The 19,317-nt window shown below is 60.6% G+C and carries 15 protein-coding genes; 13 read left to right on the top strand and 2 right to left on the bottom strand.

The features are described 5' to 3' along the window. Window positions 1-6: 6 nt before the first annotated feature. Window positions 7-2,289 carry a TonB-dependent siderophore receptor gene (locus ACSBQV_RS16155; RefSeq protein WP_099783358.1) on the bottom strand — a complete coding sequence of 761 codons (2,283 nt, stop codon included), beginning with the start codon at window positions 2,287-2,289 and terminating at the stop codon, window positions 7-9. Between the two features lie 282 nt (window positions 2,290-2,571). Between ACSBQV_RS16155 and fes the strand changes: the two genes are divergently transcribed. From fes to ACSBQV_RS16100, 11 genes are all read left to right on the top strand, one after another. Beyond that, complete coding sequence (gene fes, locus ACSBQV_RS16150; protein WP_080273360.1) at window positions 2,572-3,951, top strand: enterochelin esterase; 1,380 nt, start codon at window positions 2,572-2,574, stop codon at window positions 3,949-3,951. Further along, window positions 3,926-4,132: an MbtH family protein gene (locus ACSBQV_RS16145; protein WP_033644173.1), complete on the top strand. Its 207-nt coding sequence runs from the start codon at window positions 3,926-3,928 to the stop codon at window positions 4,130-4,132. Before fes ends, ACSBQV_RS16145 begins: the two co-directional genes overlap by 26 nt. Window positions 4,133-4,164: 32 nt before the next feature. Continuing rightward, window positions 4,165-8,109: an enterobactin synthase subunit F gene (locus ACSBQV_RS16140; protein ID WP_099789730.1), complete on the top strand. Its 3,945-nt coding sequence runs from the start codon at window positions 4,165-4,167 to the stop codon at window positions 8,107-8,109. Between the two features lie 176 nt (window positions 8,110-8,285). Further along, window positions 8,286-9,542: an enterobactin transporter EntS gene (entS, locus tag ACSBQV_RS16135; RefSeq protein ID WP_033641586.1), complete on the top strand. Its 1,257-nt coding sequence runs from the start codon at window positions 8,286-8,288 to the stop codon at window positions 9,540-9,542. 212 nt (window positions 9,543-9,754) lie between these two features. Then, window positions 9,755-10,960: an isochorismate synthase gene (locus ACSBQV_RS16130; RefSeq protein ID WP_099783354.1), complete on the top strand. Its 1,206-nt coding sequence runs from the start codon at window positions 9,755-9,757 to the stop codon at window positions 10,958-10,960. Between the two features lie 7 nt (window positions 10,961-10,967). Continuing rightward, window positions 10,968-12,596, top strand: a complete 1,629-nt coding sequence (locus ACSBQV_RS16125) for a (2,3-dihydroxybenzoyl)adenylate synthase (RefSeq protein ID WP_099783352.1) — start codon at window positions 10,968-10,970, stop codon at window positions 12,594-12,596. Window positions 12,597-12,599: 3 nt separating this feature from the next. Continuing rightward, window positions 12,600-13,460 carry an isochorismatase gene (locus ACSBQV_RS16120; RefSeq protein ID WP_099783350.1) on the top strand — a complete coding sequence of 287 codons (861 nt, stop codon included), beginning with the start codon at window positions 12,600-12,602 and terminating at the stop codon, window positions 13,458-13,460. A gap of 106 nt (window positions 13,461-13,566) precedes the next feature. Further along, window positions 13,567-14,586, top strand: coding sequence for a DUF5074 domain-containing protein (locus ACSBQV_RS16115; protein ID WP_434991466.1), 1,020 nt, complete (start codon window positions 13,567-13,569; stop codon window positions 14,584-14,586). 121 nt (window positions 14,587-14,707) lie between these two features. Beyond that, window positions 14,708-15,328, top strand: coding sequence for a DUF2238 domain-containing protein (locus tag ACSBQV_RS16110; protein WP_099783346.1), 621 nt, complete (start codon window positions 14,708-14,710; stop codon window positions 15,326-15,328). Window positions 15,329-15,599: 271 nt separating this feature from the next. Further along, window positions 15,600-16,391 (top strand): winged helix-turn-helix domain-containing protein, encoded by a 792-nt coding sequence (locus ACSBQV_RS16105; protein ID WP_099783344.1) that lies wholly within the window; start codon window positions 15,600-15,602, stop codon window positions 16,389-16,391. Next, window positions 16,372-16,863, top strand: coding sequence for a hypothetical protein (locus ACSBQV_RS16100; protein WP_099783342.1), 492 nt, complete (start codon window positions 16,372-16,374; stop codon window positions 16,861-16,863). Before ACSBQV_RS16105 ends, ACSBQV_RS16100 begins: the two co-directional genes overlap by 20 nt. Window positions 16,864-16,943: 80 nt before the next feature. Here ACSBQV_RS16100 and ACSBQV_RS16095 read toward each other — a convergent pair whose 3' ends face one another. After that, the gene (locus ACSBQV_RS16095; RefSeq protein WP_232094798.1) at window positions 16,944-17,648 is read right to left on the bottom strand and encodes a winged helix-turn-helix domain-containing protein; all 705 of its coding nucleotides are present in this window, start codon (window positions 17,646-17,648) and stop codon (window positions 16,944-16,946) included. A gap of 466 nt (window positions 17,649-18,114) precedes the next feature. On the opposite strand from ACSBQV_RS16095, the gene ACSBQV_RS16090 reads away from it, so the two are divergent. After that, entirely contained in the window at window positions 18,115-18,657 is a 543-nt protein-coding gene (locus ACSBQV_RS16090) for a fimbrial protein (RefSeq protein WP_099783338.1), read from the top strand. A 92-nt stretch (window positions 18,658-18,749) separates the two neighbouring features. Then, window positions 18,750-19,292 (top strand): fimbrial protein, encoded by a 543-nt coding sequence (locus ACSBQV_RS16085; protein WP_099783336.1) that lies wholly within the window; start codon window positions 18,750-18,752, stop codon window positions 19,290-19,292. The last annotated feature ends 25 nt before the right edge of the window (window positions 19,293-19,317 follow it).

Genomic DNA, 19,317 nt, shown 5'->3' with positions numbered 1-19,317 from the left:
ATGTCATCAGAAGTGGGTGTTGATGCTCATGTAGTAGGTACGCCCCGATTCGTTGTAGGTGGCCGCGCCCGCACCGGCGATATTGATCGCACCGGTGTTCGGATCGCCGACGTTCTGCGCGTTGCCGGCGCGGAACTGGCGTTTATCGAACAGGTTGTCGATGCCGGCGGTGAGGCTGACGTTTTTGGTCAGATCATAGGTCGCGCTGGCGCCGACGACGGCGTAAGGGCTAACCTCGCGGGTTTCGCCGCCGGTGGCCGGTTTACCCTGGTAGTTGTACTTCTTCGGCTTCTGCCGGCCGTACCAGGTCAGGGTGGACTGCATCGACAGATCCTGCATGGCCTGCCAGCTGAGGGTCGAGTTGACGGTGAACTTCGGGATCACCGACAGGTAATCGCCGGTGGTCTTGTTCTTGTTCTCGATCATGTAGGTGGCGTTGTTGCTCCAGGTGACGGTCTCGCTGACCGGCACGTTCAGCGAGCCTTCCAGCCCTTGCACCACCGCCTTCGGCACGTTTTCCCACTGATAGACCGCCGTACCGGTGCTGCTGGTGGCGATGCGGGAGTTACCCGCTTCAATCTTGTTGTGGTAATCGTTGCGGAAGTAGGTCACGCCGGCCAGCCAGCCGTCGTTATGGAACTCCAGCCCGATCTCTTTGTTGACGCTGGTTTCCGCCTTCAGATCGTCGTTGCCGAGCAGGTAGCAGCCGTTTCTGGTATCGCTACCGGCGCATCCCTGGCCTTTGCTGTACAGCAGATAGTTGCCGTTGGTCTGGAACAGGGTCGGCGCCTTGTAGGAACGGGCGATGCCCATCTTCAGCGTGAAGTAGTCGCCCAGTTCCTGCGACAGGTTCAGCGCCGGGCTCCAGTTGTTGCCGGATTCCGAATGCAGATCGTAGCGCAGACCCGGCGTCAGCATGGTGGTGTCGGTCAGTTCAATGTTGTCTTCGGCGAACAGCGAGAAGATATGCGCGGAAGCGTAAGGGCTGCGCGTACCGGTCGTCATGCCGGGAATGGTGCCGCCCATCAGCGTTTGGCTGGTGGAGGTGCCGTCCTTCATCCGTTGCTGGCTCCATTCGGTACCCAGCGTAGCGGTTTGCGCGACGCCCAGCTCGAACGGCACGCTGACTTCGCTGTGCGCCAGGAAGTCATCCAGCTTGGTGGTGCCGAAACCGGTGTTCTTGGTATCGAAGATGCCTTCGGTGCCGCCGGCCAAGCCTTCGTTCAGGCGGGTGTTGCGGGTGCGTTCGAACTGCACGTAGTTGTTGGTGCTCACGCCGTTGTCCCAGGCGCCGCGGTGGGTCAGGCCGAAGGTTTCACGGTAGATGCGGTTGGTCTCTTTGCCGTAGTTGCTCTGCACCAGGGCGTTGGTGTTGGTGTTCTGAGTATCGCCGGCGTACAGGTTGCCCTGGCGGCCATAGGCGTATTCGAACTCCAGCGACTGCAGATGGGCGAAATCCCAGTGCAGCAAGGCGTCGATGTTTTTATCGACCACCCCTTCGCGCCCGGCGGGCACGCTGTTGGCGTAGGCGCCGACGCGTTCGGATTTGTGCGATTCGTTAATGTCCCAGGCATCGGCCTGCGTTTTGCTGTAGCCGCCGAACAGGCGGAAGCTCAGGGAATCGCTCAGCGGGCCGGACAGGCTGAAATCGGTGCGCTTGGTGGCGCCTTCCTGCTTGTGCTGCGGCACGTTGAAGTAGCCGTTCAGCGAGCCGTGCAGCGCATCGCCGGCCTTCTTGGTGATGATGTTGACCACGCCGCCCGCGGCGCCGTTGCCATAGCGCGCCGCAGCCGGGCCGCGCAGCACTTCGATGCGTTCGATCATTTCCGGCGGCACCCAGGCGGTATCGCCGCGTGAGTCACGTTCGCCGCGCCAGCCCTGACGCACCGAGTTGCGACTGGAGGCCGGTTTGCCGTCGATCAGAATCAGGGTGTTTTCCGGGCCCATGCCGCGGATATCGATCTGGCGGTTGTTGCCGCGCTGGCCGCTGGTGGAGTTGCCGGTCAGGTTAACCCCGGGCATGGTGCGGATCAGCTCGCTGATGTCGCGCGCCGGCGGGCGTTTCTTGATCTCGTCGGCGGTGATGGTGGATACCCCCGGCGCCTGCAGGTTCTGCCGGGCGGCGGTCACGACGATGGTGTCTTCGCCGCGCGGCTTTTTATCCGCTGTGCCGCTGTTTTCTTCCGTGGTGGGGGTGTCGGTCTGCTGCGCGGCGTTGGCGAACGCGGACGCGCCCAATCCCAAGCCGATAAGAGTGGCCAAAGAATAACGTGATAGCTTGCTTTTCATTTGAGTGCCCTACCTTGCTGCCCTCCCTCGCCGAATGGGGGAAAGGCGGTTGTAGTTTTTGTGTAGTCGGAATAGAAAATCGGCTGCGGCAAGGGATGCCATTGATGTATCCCCGATCCCTGTCCGTTGCGCGCAATACCAGCACGATCTCCAAGCCTTACACACTATTGCAAATGCAAATTATTATCAATAGTATTTGGCCTACAGTGTGTTCGGGCGGTGGCCGGCGATAGGGAAAAGTCGACGTTCCCGGTGCCGCCAACTACAAAATGGGTAGGCGTTGTGAATACAGAACTAGAATCAGAAAGCAGCAGATTATTGGCCAGCAGCAATGCGGGCAGTCCAGGGTGGTGGTTGACGGTGGCACGACGCGGTACGCCATGGGTAGAACCGGCGGGTAACGGCCGGTGGCGAACCACCTTTTTCTGGCGCGATCCGCAGGGATGCGAATTGACTTCTGCCTACCGCCGGGTGTGGATCAACATCAACTGCCTGACCGACCACCATCAGCCGAATCCGCCGCAAAGCCTGCTGCGTTTGGCCGGTACCGACGTATGGTACTGGCAGACCGAGCTGAACGGCGCCTGGCGCGGCAGCTACTGCTTTATTCCTTGTTTTGACGAGCGGCCGCCGGCGTTCAGCGACGACGACGCGCACGCCAACATGCACAACCTGCGTCACTGGTGGCACCAGGTGTTCGCCTGCGCCACTCCCGATCTGCTCAACCCCTATCGCTCCTGGCAAAGCGCCAGCGGCCACAGCGTTTCCGGTCTGCATATGCCGGATGCGCCGCCGCAGCCGGTGTGGCGCTCGTTCGATGAGTATGAGATCGCCAGCGGGCGCTGCACGCCGCCGCTGCCGGCGCGTTTGCAGCGCCATACCTGGCAGAGCGAGCGTCTGGGCAACAGCCGCGATGTCTGGATCTACACCACCGGCGACAGCAAGCCGGCCGAACGCCCGCTCGCGATCCTGCTCGACGGCCAGTTCTGGGCGAAGCAAATGCCGGTCTGGGCGCCGTTGATGCAACTGACCCGCGAGGGGGCGTTGCCGGAAGCGGTGTATGTGCTGATCGACATTATCGATCTGCCGCACCGGGCGCGTGAGCTGACCTGCAAGGACGATTTCTGGCTGGCGGTGCAGGAAGAACTGATGCCGCAACTGGCCGAATGGGCGCCGCACAGCGACAATCCGGCCGAGACGGTGGTGGCGGGGCAAAGCTTTGGCGGCCTGGCCTCTCTGTACGCCGGGCTGCGCTGGCCGCAGCGCTTCGGCGCGGTGATCACCCAGTCCGGCTCCTATTGGTGGCCGCGGCGCGACATGCTGCAGCTGCCGAGCATTCCCGACGACGCCTGCTGGCTGATGCAACAGGTCGAACGCCACGGCCTGGGCAACCACGGCGCGCTGAAGGTATTTATGGAAGCCGGTACGCAGGAAAAGCTGGTGCATCAGGTCAGCGGGCAAATGGCGGCGCGCCTGAGCGAAGCCGGCCATCGGGTGCACTACCGGGTGGTGGAAGGCGGGCACGACGCGCTGTGCTGGCGCAGCGGCCTGACCGACGGGCTGCAGGCGGTGTGGGCTTCCGCTTTCGCCACCGCTTATCCGGCATCGGTAACGACGGCGGCACAAGGAACGCAGGATGGAAAGCCTGAATCCGTTCGATGATCAACAGCAGCGCAGCCTGGTGCTGCGCAACGTACAACAACAATACAGTTTGTGGCCGGATTTCCGCGCCATTCCACCCGATTGGACGATCGTATTTGGCCCGGCGGCGCGCACCGAATGCGCCGAGTGGCTGGAACAGCATTGGCAAGATATTCTGCCGGTCGCAGCACGCAAGGCGTGACCGGCGCCTGGTAATCACGGGAGCAATAAGCAGTGTCACACACCCCTAACTCTCTCAGCGGCCCGGCGCTTGCGGGCGAATGGCCGCTGGTCGCGGCGCAACCCGGCATCTGGGTCGCCGATCAAATCTCCCCGCATCGCAATGCTTACGCGGTGGCGCATGCCATCGAACTCAACGGCTCCGTCGCCGTGGAGCCCCTGCTGCAGGCCATCACCCAGGGCCTCGGCGAGGTTGACATGCTGCGGCTGCTTTTTGCGGAACGCGACGGCGTACCGGTGCAATGGCTGGATGACTCGCTGGCGGTGCACGCGCCGGAACGGGTCGATCTGACGACGTCGCTGGATCCCGAAGCTGCCGCTCGCGCGCTGATGGACATCGATCTGGCGAGCGATCTGCGCGCCGGCAGCGGCGCACCGCTGTATCGCCATGTGGTGATGCGCCTGGCGGACGATCGCTGGTTCTGGTATCAGCGTTATCACCATCTGCTGGTGGACGGTTTCAGCTTCACCGCCATCGCTCGCCGTGTGGCGGCGATTTATACCCACCTTTGCCGCGGCGACGCGCTGGAGCCGACGCCTTTCACGGCGTTCAGCGACGTGGTGGCGGAATACCAGGCTTACCGGCAGGCGCCGGCCTGGCAACGCGACGCCGATTTCTGGCGCGAAAAAGCGCGGCAGCTGCCGCCGCCGGCCACGATCTGCCCGCAGCCGCTGGCCGGGCAAACGCCCACGCCGCGCATCCACCGGCTGGAACAGCGCTGCGATCCGCAGGCCTTCGCCGAACTGGTGCAGCGTGGCGCGCAGCAGAAGCTCAACGCCGCCGATATGGCGGTGGCGCTGGTGGCGCTGTGGGTCTCGCGCCTGAGCGGCCAACCGAGCTTCAGCGCCGGTTTTATCTTCATGCGCCGTACCGGCTCGGCCGCCTTGTGCGCCGCCGGCCCGGTGATCAACGTGCTGCCGATGGAGATGCATCTCGAGCCGCAGGCCACGCTGTATGAGGCCGCCGCCCGCATCAGCCGCGAGCTGAAAACGGTGCGCCGCCATCAGCGCTACGACGCCGAACAGGTGCAGCGCGATCTGGGGCGCATCGGCGACGGCGAACCGCTGTACGGCACGGTCTTCAACTTCAAAATGTTCGATTACCAGCTGGATTTCGCCGGCATCGAGGGCATTACCCACGATCTGGCCTCCGGGCCGGTGCGCGATCTGGAGATTGCGCTGTTTATCGATGAAAACCACCAATTGAAGGTGGAGCTGCTGGCCAATGCCGAACGTTACAGCCGCCAGGAGCTGCAGGCGCACCTGCAACGGTTGCCGCTGCTGCTGGCGCAGTTCGCCGCGCAGGCAACGTTGCCGATCGGCGAGGCCGATATGCTGACCGCCGACGATCGCGCGCTGCTGGCGCGGATCAACGACACGGCGCATCCGGTGCCGGCGACCACGCTGAGCCAATTGCTGGCGCAGCAGGCGCAAGCCACGCCGGACGCGCCGGCGTTGGCGGATGCGCATTTCAGCTTCACCTACCGCGAAACGCGCGAGCAGGTCACGGCGCTGGCGCGCCAACTGGTGGCGCAGGGCGTGCGGCCGGGCGACATCGTGGCGGTGGCGCTGCCGCGGTCGGTGTTCCTGTCGCTGGCGTTGATGGCGATCGTCGAAGCGGGCGCCGCCTACCTGCCGCTGGACACCGGTTATCCGGACGAGCGGCTGGCGATGATGCTGGAAGACGCCGCGCCCCGCTTGATCATCACTCACCCGGCGCAGCAGGCGCGTTTCGCCGACAAGGGCGACATGTTGCTGTATGACGCGCCGCTGGCGGCCGATCACGCCGCCGGGGTGGCGATCGCGGGCCCGACGCCGGACCATGCGGCCTATATCATCTTTACCTCCGGCTCCACCGGGCGCCCGAAAGGCGTGCTGGTCGGCCATCAGGCGATCGTCAACCGCCTGCTGTGGATGCAACACCAGTATCCGCTGGGGGCCAACGACGCGGTGCTGCAGAAAACGCCGTGCAGTTTCGATGTCTCGGTGTGGGAATTCTTCTGGCCATTGATGGTCGGCGCCCGGCTGGTGATGGCGCCGCCGGAGGCGCACCGCGATCCGCAGCAGCTGCAACAGCTGATCGCCCAACACCGCATTACCACGATGCACTTCGTACCGTCGATGCTGGCGGCTTTCGTTGCCGCCCTGGACGACGACGCGGCGGTGGCGAGCTGCGCCGCACTGCGCCAGGTGTTCTGCAGCGGCGAAGCGCTGCCGGCGGAGCTGTGCCGCCTGTGGCAAAGCCGCACGGCGGTGCCGCTGCACAACCTCTACGGCCCGACCGAAGCGGCGGTGGACGTGACCTGGCATCCGGCCTACGGCGAGGCGCTGGCGAAGGTGACCGGCGCCAACGTGCCGATTGGCCTGCCGGTGTGGAACACCGGGCTGCGCATTCTGGACGCGCGTCTGCGGCCGGTGCCGCCGGGCGTAGCGGGCGATCTGTATCTGACCGGCGTCCAGTTGGCGCACGGCTACCTTGGCCGGCCGGATCTGACCGCCAGCCGCTTTGTCGCCGATCCGTTCGGCGAGGGCGGGCGCATGTACCGCACCGGCGACGTGGCGCGCTGGCTGCCGGACGGCGCGGTGGAATATTTGGGCCGCAGCGACGATCAGCTGAAGATCCGCGGGCAGCGTATCGAGCTGAGTGAAATCGACCACGCCCTGCTGTCGCTGCCGGGCGTGCGCCAGGCGGTGACGCACGCGCGGGTGCTGCAGGGCACGCCGGTGGACGCCGGCGGCGATGCGCGCCAGCTGGTGGGTTATCTGGTGATGCAGCCTGGCGCGAGCTGGGATGCGGAAGCCTTGCGCGCGGCGCTGGCCGACCGTCTGCCGCCACACATGGTGCCGGTGGCATTGGTGGAAATGAGCGATTTGCCGCTGAGCGCCAACGGCAAGCTGGATCGCAAGGCCCTGCCGCAGCCGCAGGGCGGCGAGCGCAAGTCAGGGCGGCCGCCGCAGGCCGGGTTGGAAAGCGAGATCGCCGCGGTATTCGCCCGCCTGCTGCAGCGCGAGCAGGTGTTCGCCGACGATGATTTCTTCGCGCTGGGCGGCCATTCGCTGCTGGCGATGCGTCTGGCGGCCGAGCTGCGCCGCGATTTGGGCAAGGCGGTATCCGTCGGCCAGGTGATGGTGGCGTCGCGCGTCGAGCAACTGGCCGCCTTGCTGGCGGAAGATCGCACGCAGGAAGAGGCCGATCGCAGCGGCTTCGACAGCGTATTGCCGCTGCGCGTCACCGAGGGGCCGACGCTGTTCTGTCTGCATCCGGCGTCCGGTTTCTCCTGGCAGTTCAGCGTATTGCCGCGCTATCTCGATCAGCACTGGTCGCTGGTCGGCATCCAGTCGCCGCGGCCGGACGGCCCGCTGGCGCTGAGCGAAGACATGGACCAGGTAGTGGAGGCGCACCTGCAGACGGTGCTGCAGGTGCAGCCGCACGGGCCGTACCACTTCATCGGCTACTCGCTGGGCGGTACGCTGGCCCAGGGCATCGCCGCCCGGCTGCAGGCGCGCGGCGAGCAGGTGGCGTTCCTCGGCCTGCTGGATACCTATCCGCCGGAGACCCAAAACTGGGACGTGATGTTGGACGACAACGTGTTGAAGGAAGTGCAGCGCGAGCGCGAACAGTTCCTGGCGGTGTCGCAGGATACGCTCGATCCGGCGCTGGGCGAGACGCGCACCATGATGTTCGACAACATCGAAGCCAACTACGCCGATTCGGTGCGGTTGCTGTCGCACACGCGGACCGCCCGCTTCCACGGCCAGGCGACGCTGTTCGTCGCCAAACGCACGTTGCAGGCAGGGATGGACGTGCAGCAGACCTGGTCGCAGTACGTCGATGCGCTGCAGGCGCACGAACTCGACTGCGCGCATGTCGATATCGTTTCGCCGGCGTCGTTCAAAGTGCTGGGGCCGCTGCTGAACCGGATTTTGCGCACGCTGTAATAACGCCCGTCATCTCGCCGCCAGGCACGGGGATTGCCCCGCGTTTGGCGGCGTTTCTTGCGTCCGCTCACAATTGAATATCAATGATTTCTATTATCATTATTGATTTCGTTATCTGTGCTAGCATAGCGCTCCGCAACTGCAGAATCCCCGTTTAAAGATGTGGTGAACAACCGATGAGTAGCAAACCCTCCATCCTGCTTGATTTTAGCCTGCTGAAAACCCACCGGGCCTTTCGCGCGGTATTCTGCGCGCGTTTCATCTCCATTGTGGCGCTGGGGCTGATGGCGATCGCCATCCCGGTGCAGATCCAGGCGCTGACCGGTTCCACCCTGCAGGTCGGGTTGGCGGTGACGCTGGCCGGCGGCGGCATGTTCGCCGGGCTGCTGATGGGCGGCGTATTGGCCGATCGCTATGAGCGGCGCCGACTGATCCTGTTCGCGCGCTCCACTTGCGGCATCGGGTTCGTCGGCCTGTGCCTCAACGCCCTGTTGCCGTCACCTTCGCTGGCGGCCATTTATCTGCTGGCGGTGTGGGACGGTTTCTTCGGCGCAGTGGGGGTGACGGCGCTGCTGGCGGCCACGCCGGCGCTGGTGGGCCGCGAAAACATCGTGCAGGCGGGCGCCATCAGCATGCTGACGGTGCGCTTCGGCTCGATTCTTTCCCCGGCCATCGGCGGCCTGGTGATCGCCCATATGGGCATCGCCTGGAACTACGGCCTGGCGGCGTTCGGCACCCTGTTGACGCTGTTGCCGCTGCTGAGCCTGCCGCAGCTGATGCCGCCACCGCAGCCTCGTGAACATCCACTGCGCGCGCTGGCGGGCGGTTTCGCCTTCCTGTTCCAGAACAAGGTGATCGGCATGGTGGCGCTGATCGGCGCGTTGCTGACCATGGCCAGCGCGGTGCGCGTGCTGTACCCGGCGATGGCGGAAAGCTGGCGCATCGATGCAGCCCACCTCGGTTATATGTACGCCGCCGTGCCGCTCGGCGCGACTATTGGTGCGTTCACCAGCGGGCGCGTGGCGCACGTGGCGCGCCCCGGTTGGGTGATGCTGCTGACGGCGATCGCGGCTTTCGCCTCTATTGGCCTGTTCGGCCTGATGCCGTGGTACAGCCTGGCGTTGCTGTGCCTGGTGGCGTTTGGCTACCTGAGCGCGCTGAACTCGCTGCTGCAATACGGCCTGATCCAGGGCCTGACGCCGGACAATTTCCTTGGCCGCATCAACGGCCTGTGGACGGCGCAGAACGTGGTGGGCGATGCGCTGGGCGCGTTGCTGCTGGGGGCGATGGGCGCCTTTATGCTGCCAGCGATGAGCGCCAGCGGTTTCGGCTTTGGCGCGGCGCTGCTCGGCATCCTGTTGCTGTTCGCCATGACCGGTTTGCGCCAGGTTACGCTGCACAAACCGGAGCCGCAGCCCGCCACAGAAAAGTAGTCGAACGCGTTAAAACAACGCTGTGGGATCAAATAGCAATGCTTATCATCGGCATGCGTAAAACCCACAGCGTTTATGTCATGATTTCGAAATGAAAGAAGTGCTTACGTTTATTGACATAGCAAATATCGGCGAGTAATTTAGCGCGGAATCAACTCAAATGATAATCATTATTATATTGGTTATCACTTCAAATTCTTGAGGGCGAAGCGATGGTTACTGCCGTGAACGACATCAATCGAAAGGAAATGCAGGAGCGCGAAGAACATCGGTTCGCCGCTGATTTTTCTCCGGCGTCGGGCTTCTTCTATACCTCCCCTTACCGCAGCTTGACCACCACCGGTTGTTTCAGCCGCATTCGCCTGCCGGCCGCGGACGGCGCCGATCTGAACGGCGAGTTCCAGCGCCGCGTGCGGCAGGCGTTTGCCGAGGCCCGTCAGGCCGGCATCAAAAAGCCGCTGCTGTGCGGCGCCATTCCGTTCGATACCCGGCAGCCTTCGGCGCTGTTTGTTCCCCAGCAGAGCCGCTGGTTCGACCGCGCCGCCTTTATGGCCGGCGTTCGGCCTTCGGCGAATGGCCCTGAACTGGCCGGGGTAACGGAGCTGCCGCCGCAGCAGACGTTCATGAACATGGTCAGCGACGCCGTTGCCGCGATGAAGGCCGGTGAGCTGGATAAAGTGGTCTTGTCGCGCCTGCTGGAGATCGAAACGCGCCAGCCGGTGGATCGCCATGCGCTGATGGCGCGCGTGATCGCCCAGAACCCGCACGGTTTCCACTTCCATGTGCCGCTGGAGCAGGGCGCACTGTTGGGCGCCAGCCCAGAGCTGCTGCTGCGCCAGGACGGCGGCCGTTTCTATTCCAACCCGCTGGCCGGTTCCGCCCGGCGCGAGGCCGATCCGCAGCGCGATCGCGAAGTGGGGGAGCGGCTGATGGCCTCGGCGAAAGATCGCCACGAGCACCGCATCGTCACCGAAAGTATGCGTGACGTGCTGGCCGGCCGCTGCCGCTACCTGAACGTGCCGCACACCCCTGAACTGCTGACCACCACCACGCTGTGGCATCTCTCCACGCCGATCGACGGCGAGGCGGCGTCTCCGGACGAAAACGCCCTGTCGCTGGCCTGCCTATTGCACCCGACGCCGGCGCTGTGCGGCATGCCGACGGCCGAGGCGCACGCCCTGATCGGCAAGCTGGAGCCGTTCGATCGCGGCCTGTTCGGCGGCATCGTCGGCTGGTGCGACGACGAAGGCAACGGCGAGTGGGTTGTGACTATCCGCTGCGGCACCGTTGACGGCAACCGGGTGCGGCTGTTCGCCGGCGCCGGCATCGTGGAAGACTCTTCACCCGAATCTGAATGGCATGAAACAGGTACCAAACTCAGCACCATTCTGCGTGCCTTTGGTATGAATCAAGGATAACGACAAGATGAGCATTGCCTTTACCCCCTGGCCGGCGGAGTTCGCCAGCCGCTATCGCGAGCGCGGCTACTGGATTGACAAGCCGCTGACCGAGATCCTCGACCGCCAGGCCAATAACGACGCTTCGGCGATTATCGACGTCCAGGGCAGCCTGACCTACCGCGAGCTGCAGCAGCGCTCCGATCGCCTGGCGGCCGCTTTGCTGCGCCGCGGCGTGAAATCCGGCGACACCGCGCTGGTACAGCTGGGCAACGTGGCGGAATTTTATATCGTGTTCTTCGCGCTGCTGAAAATTGGCGTGGCGCCGGTCAACGCGCTGTTCAGCCATCAGCGCAGCGAGCTGAACGCCTATGCCGAACAGATCAAACCGGCGCTGCTGATCGCCGATCGTCGGCACGCGCTGTTTGCCGACGATCAATTCCTGAACGCCTTCCGCGATGCGCATCCTTCGCTGCGTGCCGTGGCGCTGCGCAGCCAGGCCGAGGGCGAGCTGGCGCTGGGCGCCTGGCTGGAAGAAGCCAGCGACGGTTTTGTCGCGCAGCCTTCCGCGGCCGATCGGGTGGCGTTCTTCCAGCTTTCCGGCGGCAGCACCGGCACGCCGAAGCTGATCCCGCGCACCCACAACGATTACTACTACAGCATTCGCCGCAGCGTGGAGATCTGCCGTTTCGACGCGCAGACCCGCTATCTGTGCGCGCTGCCGGTGGCGCACAACTACCCGATGAGTTCGCCGGGCGTGCTGGGCGTGTTTTATGGCGCTGGGCTGGTGGTGTTCGCCGCCGATCCGGACGCCGCGCAGTGCTTCCGCCTGATCGAACAGCATCAAATCAACGTGACGGCGCTGGTGCCGCCGGCGGTCACGCTGTGGCTGCAGGCGATCGAAGAGTGGGGCGGCAATGCCCAGCTCGCCAGCCTGGAACTGCTGCAGGTGGGCGGCGCCAAGCTGGGCGAAACGCTGGCGGCGCGCATTCAGAATGAAATCGGCTGCCAACTGCAGCAGGTGTTTGGCATGGCGGAAGGGCTGGTGAACTACACCCGGCTGGACGACGACGAACGCCACATCCTGACGACGCAAGGGCGGCCGATGTCGCCGGATGACGAAGTGTGGGTGGCGGATGACGACGGCAATCCGTTGCCGGCGGGTGAGATCGGGCGGTTGATGACGCGCGGGCCTTACACCTTCCGCGGTTACTACCAGAGCCCGGCGCACAACGCCGACGCCTTCGACGCCGACGGTTTCTACTGCTCCGGCGATCTGATCAGCATTAGCGAAGACGGTTACATCACCGTACAAGGGCGGCAAAAAGACCAGATCAACCGCGGCGGAGAGAAGATCGCCGCCGAGGAGATCGAGAACCTGCTGCTGCGTCATTCGGACGTGATCAACGCCGCGCTGGTGTCGATGCCGGACGCGCTGATGGGGGAGAAGAGTTGCGCCTATATCATCGCCAACGCGCCGCTGAAGCCGGTAGTGCTGCGTCGCCACCTGCGCGAACAGGGCGTGGCGGACTTCAAACTGCCGGATCGCTTTATTCAGGTGGACAGCCTGCCGCTGACTCCGGTCGGCAAAGTAGACAAAAAACGGCTGCGCGAGCAGCTCGACGCGCAACTACAGACTCAGGCTCAGGGAGATTAATTGATGGCCATTCCAAAACTTAATGATTACGCGCTGCCGACGGCGGACGAACTGCCGCAAAATAAAGTCACCTGGCAGGTAGAACCGCAGCGCGCCGCGCTGCTGATCCACGACATGCAGCAGTATTTCCTCAATTTCTGGGGCGAAGACAGCGCGCTGATTAAACAGGTGGTGGAGAACATCGCCAACCTGCGTCGCTACTGCAAACAGCAGGGCATTCCGGTGTTCTATACCGCGCAGCCGAACCAGCAGAGCGATGAAGATCGCGCGCTGTTGAACGACATGTGGGGGCCGGGCCTGAACAAACACCCCGAGCAGCAGGCGGTGACCGCCGCGCTGGCGCCGGACGAAGACGACACGGTGCTGGTGAAATGGCGCTACAGCGCTTTCCACCGCTCGCCGCTGCAGGAGATCCTGCAGGAGTCCGGCCGCGATCAGCTGATCATCTGCGGCGTGTATGCGCACATCGGCTGCCTGACCACCGCCATCGACGCCTTCATGCGCAACATCCAGCCTTTCATGGTGGCCGACGGCCTGGCGGACTTCTCGCGTGACGAACACCTGATGGCGCTGCGCTACACCGCCGGCCGCTGCGGCCGGGTGGTGACCACCGCGTCTCTGCTGCCGGCGATCGGCATCGCCAGCATCGACGCGTTGCGTCAGCAGATCCTGCCGCTGCTGGACGAAGACAGCGAAGACATGGGCAACGATGAAAACCTGATCGATTACGGTCTGGATTCGGTGCGCATAATGGAGCTGGCGACCCGCTGGCGCAAGATCCGCGGCGATATCGACTTTATCGCGCTGGCGCGCAACCCGACCATCGACAGCTGGTGGGCGCTGCTTTCCGAAGAGAAAGCCTGATTTTAATAATGAAAAGAGGGCGGCCGCGCGGTCGCCCCGTTGGCTCTATAAGGAGATTTCGATGAATGCTTTGATCACCAAGGGAAAACGGGCGGCATTTCCGCTGATGCTGTTGTCCACGCTGCTGTTCTCCAACACCCTGCAGGCGCAGACTGCGCCGGACGTGCTGCGCAAACCGGTCGGCAAGGGCGCTTATGAAATGGCCTACAGCCCGAGCGAGAACGCGCTTTACCTGGCGACGTCGCAGAGCCGCAAGCTGGATAAGGGCGGCATCGTCTACCGCCTGGATCCGACCACGCTGGACGTGACCCAGATTATTCATAACGACATCAAGCCGTTTGGCGCCGCCATCAACGCCAAGACCGGTACGCTGTTCTTCGGCAACACCGTCAATAACTCGGTGACCGCCATCGACGCCAAGACCGGTGACGTGAAAGGCCGCTTGGTGCTGGACGCGCGCCAGCGCTCCGAGACCGTCAAGCCGCTGGCGCCGCGCGAGCTGGTGGCGGATGCCGACAGCAATACCCTGTATATCACCGGGCTGGGTGAATCCAGCGTGGTGTGGGTGGTGGACGGCAAGGATCTGACCCTGCGCGCCACCGTGGCCGACACCGGCAAATACGGTACCGGCCTGGCGCTGGACGCCGCCGCCAAACGCCTGTACGTCACCAACGCCGACGGCGAGCTGGTGACCATCGATACCCAGAGCAACAAGGTGCTGTCGCGCAAGAAGCTGGATGCGTCCAAAGAGCACTTCTTCCTGAACCTCAGCCTGGATACCGCCACCCATCGCGCCTTCATCACCGATTCCAAGCAGCCGCAGGTGCTGGTGGTGGATACCCGCAACGGCTCTATCCTGAGCAAGATCGACGTGCCTGAATCGCTGGCAGTGCTGTTCAACCCGGCGCGCAATGAAGTCTACGTCACCCACCGCCAGGCGGGCGAAGTGAGCGTAATCGACGCCAAGAGCTACAAGGTGCTGAACACCATCAAGACGCCGACCCATCCGAACAGCCTGGCGCTGTCGCCGGATGGCCAGACGCTGTACGTCAGCGTCAAACAGGCGTCCAGCCGCGAAAAAGAAGCCACCGCGCCGGACGACGTGATCCGCGTAGCGCTGAAATAATCCCGCGCAGGGTAAATCCCCCTCGAACAGGTGAAGCGGCGACGCTCCGCCTGTTTTTTTTCGCCGTGCGATCTGCGGTATAAAGAGGGGATTGCCCTATTGACCCGAAGGAACGTTGGTTATGGCCGCCTCGCGCACTCCGTTGTTGTTGTCTGTTATTACCCTGCTGCTGCTGGCCGCGCTGATCCACAGCGGCATCCGCCCTTACGATCGCACCACCTGGCTGATGGAGGTGGCGCCGGTATTGATTGTTTTGCCGCTGCTGTGGCTGACCCATCGCCGTTATCCGCTAACGCCGCTGCTCTATACGCTGATTTTCTTCCATGCGTTGATCCTGATTTTCGGCGGCATGTACAGCTACGCCCGCGTGCCGCTGGGGTTTGAGGTGCAGCAGTGGCTGGATCTCGGCCGCAATCCGTACGACAAACTGGGGCATTTCTTCCAGGGGCTGGTGCCGGCGCTGGTGGCGCGCGAGATCCTGCTGCGCGGCGGCTATGTGCAGGGGCGCAAGATGCTGGGCTTTGTGGTGTGTTGTATCGCGCTGGCGATCAGCGCCGTTTACGAGCTGATCGAGTGGTGGGCGGCGCTGGCGCTGGGCCAGGGCGCCGATGAGTTCCTCGGCACCCAGGGCGACCCGTGGGACACCCAGTCCGATATGTTCTGCGCCTTGCTCGGTGCGCTATGCGGTTTACTGCTGTTCGCCGGTTGGCAAGACCGGCAAATTCGCCGCCTGCGCGGATAATTGATTGGCTTTGCACAGACCCGCCTTATGGCGGGTTTTTATTGTGATTCAGGTTGTTCACTCCAGGTTGTTAGCTCACTTTGCGCGTTCACTGAATTATGTATATACGGCGAAATATTCTTTCTAATCGAGACGTTTTGTTTTTATATATAATTGTTTTATATGTATTTTATGAATTTTGTTAAGAATTTTCTTATCTATTGCGCTATGCTAATATCGCCATGTTTGGCAGGGGCTAATTGGTATTAATGGGTTTATCGCGCAGGGAATTATGAGATACATAATTAATAATAATATTAAATATCATGAGGATAGATCGGAGCTGATCTCGCTGCATGACGATATCCCGCCGATTGTGCTGACGGCCACGCTGAACCGCCTGCTTTCCGCGCTGGTGCGCAACAATAACCTGGTGCTTTCCCGCGAAACGCTGCTGACACAGGTGTGGGAGGCGCACGGGCAGGTCGCCTCCGGCAACAACCTCAACAATACCATTTCGATTCTGCGCAAAGCGTTCTCTTCGCTCGGTGAGGAAGAGATCATCGTCACCCTGCCGCGGCAGGGGTTTATGTTTACCGCCAGCGAGCTGAAAACGACGGACAGTATGGCGGAAAATCTGATAACGCCGGATGCGGCGGCGGTGCAGACTGAATCGATCGCGGAGCAACCCGCCGTGGTTCAGCGCCGTGGGTTTAAATTCGCCGCCGTTGCGCTGGCGTTAGCGGCGCTGGCTAGCGGCATCTGGGCATGGTTGGAGGCGGGCTACCCGTCCGTTCGCACGATGGTGGTGGGTAAAATCGGCAACTGTGAAGTCAGATTTGTCTCTTCCTATCACAAACCGGGGCCGGGCCAAGTCGATTTGGCGCATCTGAAAACGATGCTGGAACAGCGGAATCATATCGACTGCAGTGAACCCGGCACGCTGTTTTATTACGACAGTTCTTCGATAACGCCAAATAGTACGGGGCGAGTGAGGACCTCGTATTTCTACTACTGCCCACGGAAACAGATGGAAGCAGGAAAGGTTCAATGCGAGAATTTTCATGAAAACAGTGAGTTATAGTTTTTTTTATCGTTACCGGTATCTCATGCTCGCGCTGCTGGCGATGGTGGGTTGCGCGGTCTCCGCTTACGCGCTGTGGGTAAAACCCCAGATCCCGGAGTGCCGGGCAGTCGTGTGGGTGGCCGATCAGATGGGTGGGGAAGCGATGCGGCACGCACTGTTGATCAGCGTCGTGCCGAATGGCGCCCGGCGCGCCAATGTGATCATCAACGGCAGCTTTTTCGTCGGCGATGCCCGGTACAATATCGATCGGGTAGTGATGGCGAATTATCGGCGAAAGGGCGACAACTATACTTTAACCATAGCGGCGAACATCAAAAGACCTCAGGACTCTTTGGCGTCGCCTGAGCTGAATCGGCGTTTGCCGATGGCAGGGTTGCAGTATCATTTGCGTATTGAACGGATAGACAGTCGGCATTTTTTGTTTGTCAGCAATGCGAAGCCGCTATTTGTCTGCACCGTGGCCTCGTAATAACGGGGATTCCCTTGATCAACGAGGCAATCAAGGGAACCTGTAACACGTTCATACCTGGTTGGATAAACTAAAAAAGACTAACGCTCGTTCTGATCTTTGTAATTATTGATACATGGGCTATGGGCATCGCGTGGGCAGAAGGTTATTTGCTCCTCGTTGCTTTGTGAGTTCTCGTTAAAAATATTATCGTAGTAATAGACATCCGCCCGTTGTTGGCAACTTAGGCCCGCCTGTTGAATCATGCGCTTCACCTTATCAAGATCCCCACTGCCTAACGTCATGCCATAGATTTGGCAGTGCTGATAGCTCCCCAGTGGATAAACATTGATACGTGTACTGTTTTGATACAATACGACGGCAGCAAAAGGCACTAAACACGCGGCGGCGATCATAATTAAGCGTTGGATAGCCTGCCACATTCCCAGTCCCCCCTTTTGAGGGAGGGCGGGAGGAACTATCTCAGGTCCAATTTTTTCATTTTCTGTATATTCTCCTTGGTTTGTATTTATTTTTTGAATGCTTTTGACGCTGAGTTTAAAACCCTGGCGGGGGTAGGTGATAATGATTTCCTCTGCGCCACACTGCGCCAGCGACTTGCGCAATCCTGAAATATAGTTGTTCAGGTTATTATTGGACGCTTTCAGCCCATGCTCTACCCAAACCTCATTTAACAACCTTTCCCGTAGCAACAGCTTGTTATTATTCCTGATAAATAATGAAAGCAGGCGACTGGCAGGTTTGAGTAAAGCTATTTTATTATTGGCGTTGTCTATATGCGCCAACGTACCTTCCTCCTCGTTATAGAGGATGCTGTCATTTATACAATAAATCATTTTATTTACCCATCAACCTTCCTGTCGAGAGATTATTCTGAGACCTGCTCAGGCTTTTTTCAATCCTTGCTGAAAGGTGTAAATCGGATTTTTCTCTATATGGGTATACATGGTGTGAAATGTTTATTAAGTGACAAGTTTTTTAAAATAAACATTGATAATTAATTTATATTTTTCGGAGTTAAAACCTATTTAATTTGTATTTTTTTTATAAAAATCCTGTGTTTCTGTATTTTTACGACATAACATTTTATTTTTTGTTTCTGGAGGGTAAATTTGTTCCCACTGATACGGAGCGAAATGATGCAACGTATTAGCCACAGACGTCACGCAGGGAATAAACCAAGGCGTGGCGAATGTGACTCTTATGGATTTAATTTTTCTCTCTACTTACTAAGGAATGTAAGGGATCTCTATGAAACTGAATAAAATTATGCTGGCTGCAGTCATGGCTTTTGGTGTTTCTTCTCTGGCGCACGCAGCAGACCAGGGGCACGGTAAAGTGACCTTCAGCGGTTCTATTATCGAGGCACCATGCTCTATCGCACCTGAGTCTGTGGATCAGACCGTTGAACTGGGCGCCATCTCCAACGTAGCGCTGAAATCGGGCGGTAAATCTACCCCGCGCAACTTCCAGATCAAGCTGGAAAACTGTGACCTGATCACTGCAACTCCAGGTAAAAACAATACCGTTGCTGTGGCCTTCAGCGGCTCTGTATCTGCAGCGAACGACAAGCTGCTGGGCATTACCGGTACTGCCAAGGGTGCAGGCATCGCCATCACCGACGGCTCTGGCAACGATATCGCACTGGGTACACCTACCAAAGCGGCTACGCTGCAGAATGGTGCCAACACCCTGAGCTTTGCGGCTTATCTGCAGGGCGCAACGGCTTCTACCGCCGTTATTACCCCGGGTGAGTTCCAGTCCGTCGCCGACTTTACCCTGGCTTACCAGTAATTCGTTATCTGACGAACTGCGTGTGATTATCGGGCATGCGGGGCAACCCGCATGCCATTACCCAACGGCTGTGAAATCGCAAGGGAATAACGATGACCAACCGAGCCAAAGGAATAACGACGTTTTGCCTATTGCCGCTGCTGTTTTTTTCTGCCGGGCAGGCTATTGCCGTCATGCAGGGAGAAGGCCGCGTCAATATGCAAGGGGCCATTATCGATACCGCCTGCGCAATCGCCACGGAAAGCCGGGAACAGGTTATTCATATGGAAACCCTCCCACTTTCCGAATTGGCGAGAGAGGGGCAGGGTAAATCCATGCCTTTCAGTATTGAATTAGTCAATTGCATATTGGAACGACCCAATACCGCATTGCCAAACTGGAAGCAATTCCAAATTACTTTCGATGGCCAGGCGGATGGAGAGTTGTTCGGCGTGAATGGCGAGGCCTCTGGGGTGGCGTTAAGAATAGTCGACTCGGCGGGACATATCGCCAGGCCGGGAATTCCTTTGCCTACGCGTGATATTGTGCCGGGAAATTATCGATTGGATTACGCTCTGGCGTTAATAAGCAATCAACAACCATTAAAAGCAGGGCGTTATTTTTCATCGGTGCGTTTTAAAATGGATTATTACTGAAACGGTCGGTGCCTTTAAGGAAATA

The sequence above is a fragment of the Serratia sp. B501 genome (assembly GCF_051172315.1).
GTDB classification, from domain to species: Bacteria; Pseudomonadota; Gammaproteobacteria; order Enterobacterales; family Enterobacteriaceae; genus Serratia; species Serratia ureilytica.
This window is presented reverse-complemented; position numbering and strand designations above follow the sequence as displayed.

Excerpts from the sequence above, each read along its gene's own strand:
- ACSBQV_RS16120 (WP_099783350.1), top strand. The coding sequence starts at position 12,600 with ATGGCCATTCCAAAACTTAATGATTACGCGCTGCCGACGGCGGACGAA.
- ACSBQV_RS16130 (WP_099783354.1), top strand. The coding sequence starts at position 9,755 with ATGGTTACTGCCGTGAACGACATCAATCGAAAGGAAATGCAGGAGCGC.
- ACSBQV_RS16125 (WP_099783352.1), top strand. The coding sequence starts at position 10,968 with ATGAGCATTGCCTTTACCCCCTGGCCGGCGGAGTTCGCCAGCCGCTAT.
- ACSBQV_RS16155 (WP_099783358.1), bottom strand. The coding sequence starts at position 2,289 with ATGAAAAGCAAGCTATCACGTTATTCTTTGGCCACTCTTATCGGCTTG.
- ACSBQV_RS16105 (WP_099783344.1), top strand. The coding sequence starts at position 15,600 with ATGAGATACATAATTAATAATAATATTAAATATCATGAGGATAGATCG.
- ACSBQV_RS16100 (WP_099783342.1), top strand. The coding sequence starts at position 16,372 with ATGAAAACAGTGAGTTATAGTTTTTTTTATCGTTACCGGTATCTCATG.
- ACSBQV_RS16110 (WP_099783346.1), top strand. The coding sequence starts at position 14,708 with ATGGCCGCCTCGCGCACTCCGTTGTTGTTGTCTGTTATTACCCTGCTG.
- entS (WP_033641586.1), top strand. The coding sequence starts at position 8,286 with ATGAGTAGCAAACCCTCCATCCTGCTTGATTTTAGCCTGCTGAAAACC.
- ACSBQV_RS16115 (WP_434991466.1), top strand. The coding sequence starts at position 13,567 with ATGCTGTTGTCCACGCTGCTGTTCTCCAACACCCTGCAGGCGCAGACT.
- ACSBQV_RS16085 (WP_099783336.1), top strand. The coding sequence starts at position 18,750 with ATGACCAACCGAGCCAAAGGAATAACGACGTTTTGCCTATTGCCGCTG.
- ACSBQV_RS16145 (WP_033644173.1), top strand. The coding sequence starts at position 3,926 with ATGGAAAGCCTGAATCCGTTCGATGATCAACAGCAGCGCAGCCTGGTG.
- ACSBQV_RS16090 (WP_099783338.1), top strand. The coding sequence starts at position 18,115 with ATGAAACTGAATAAAATTATGCTGGCTGCAGTCATGGCTTTTGGTGTT.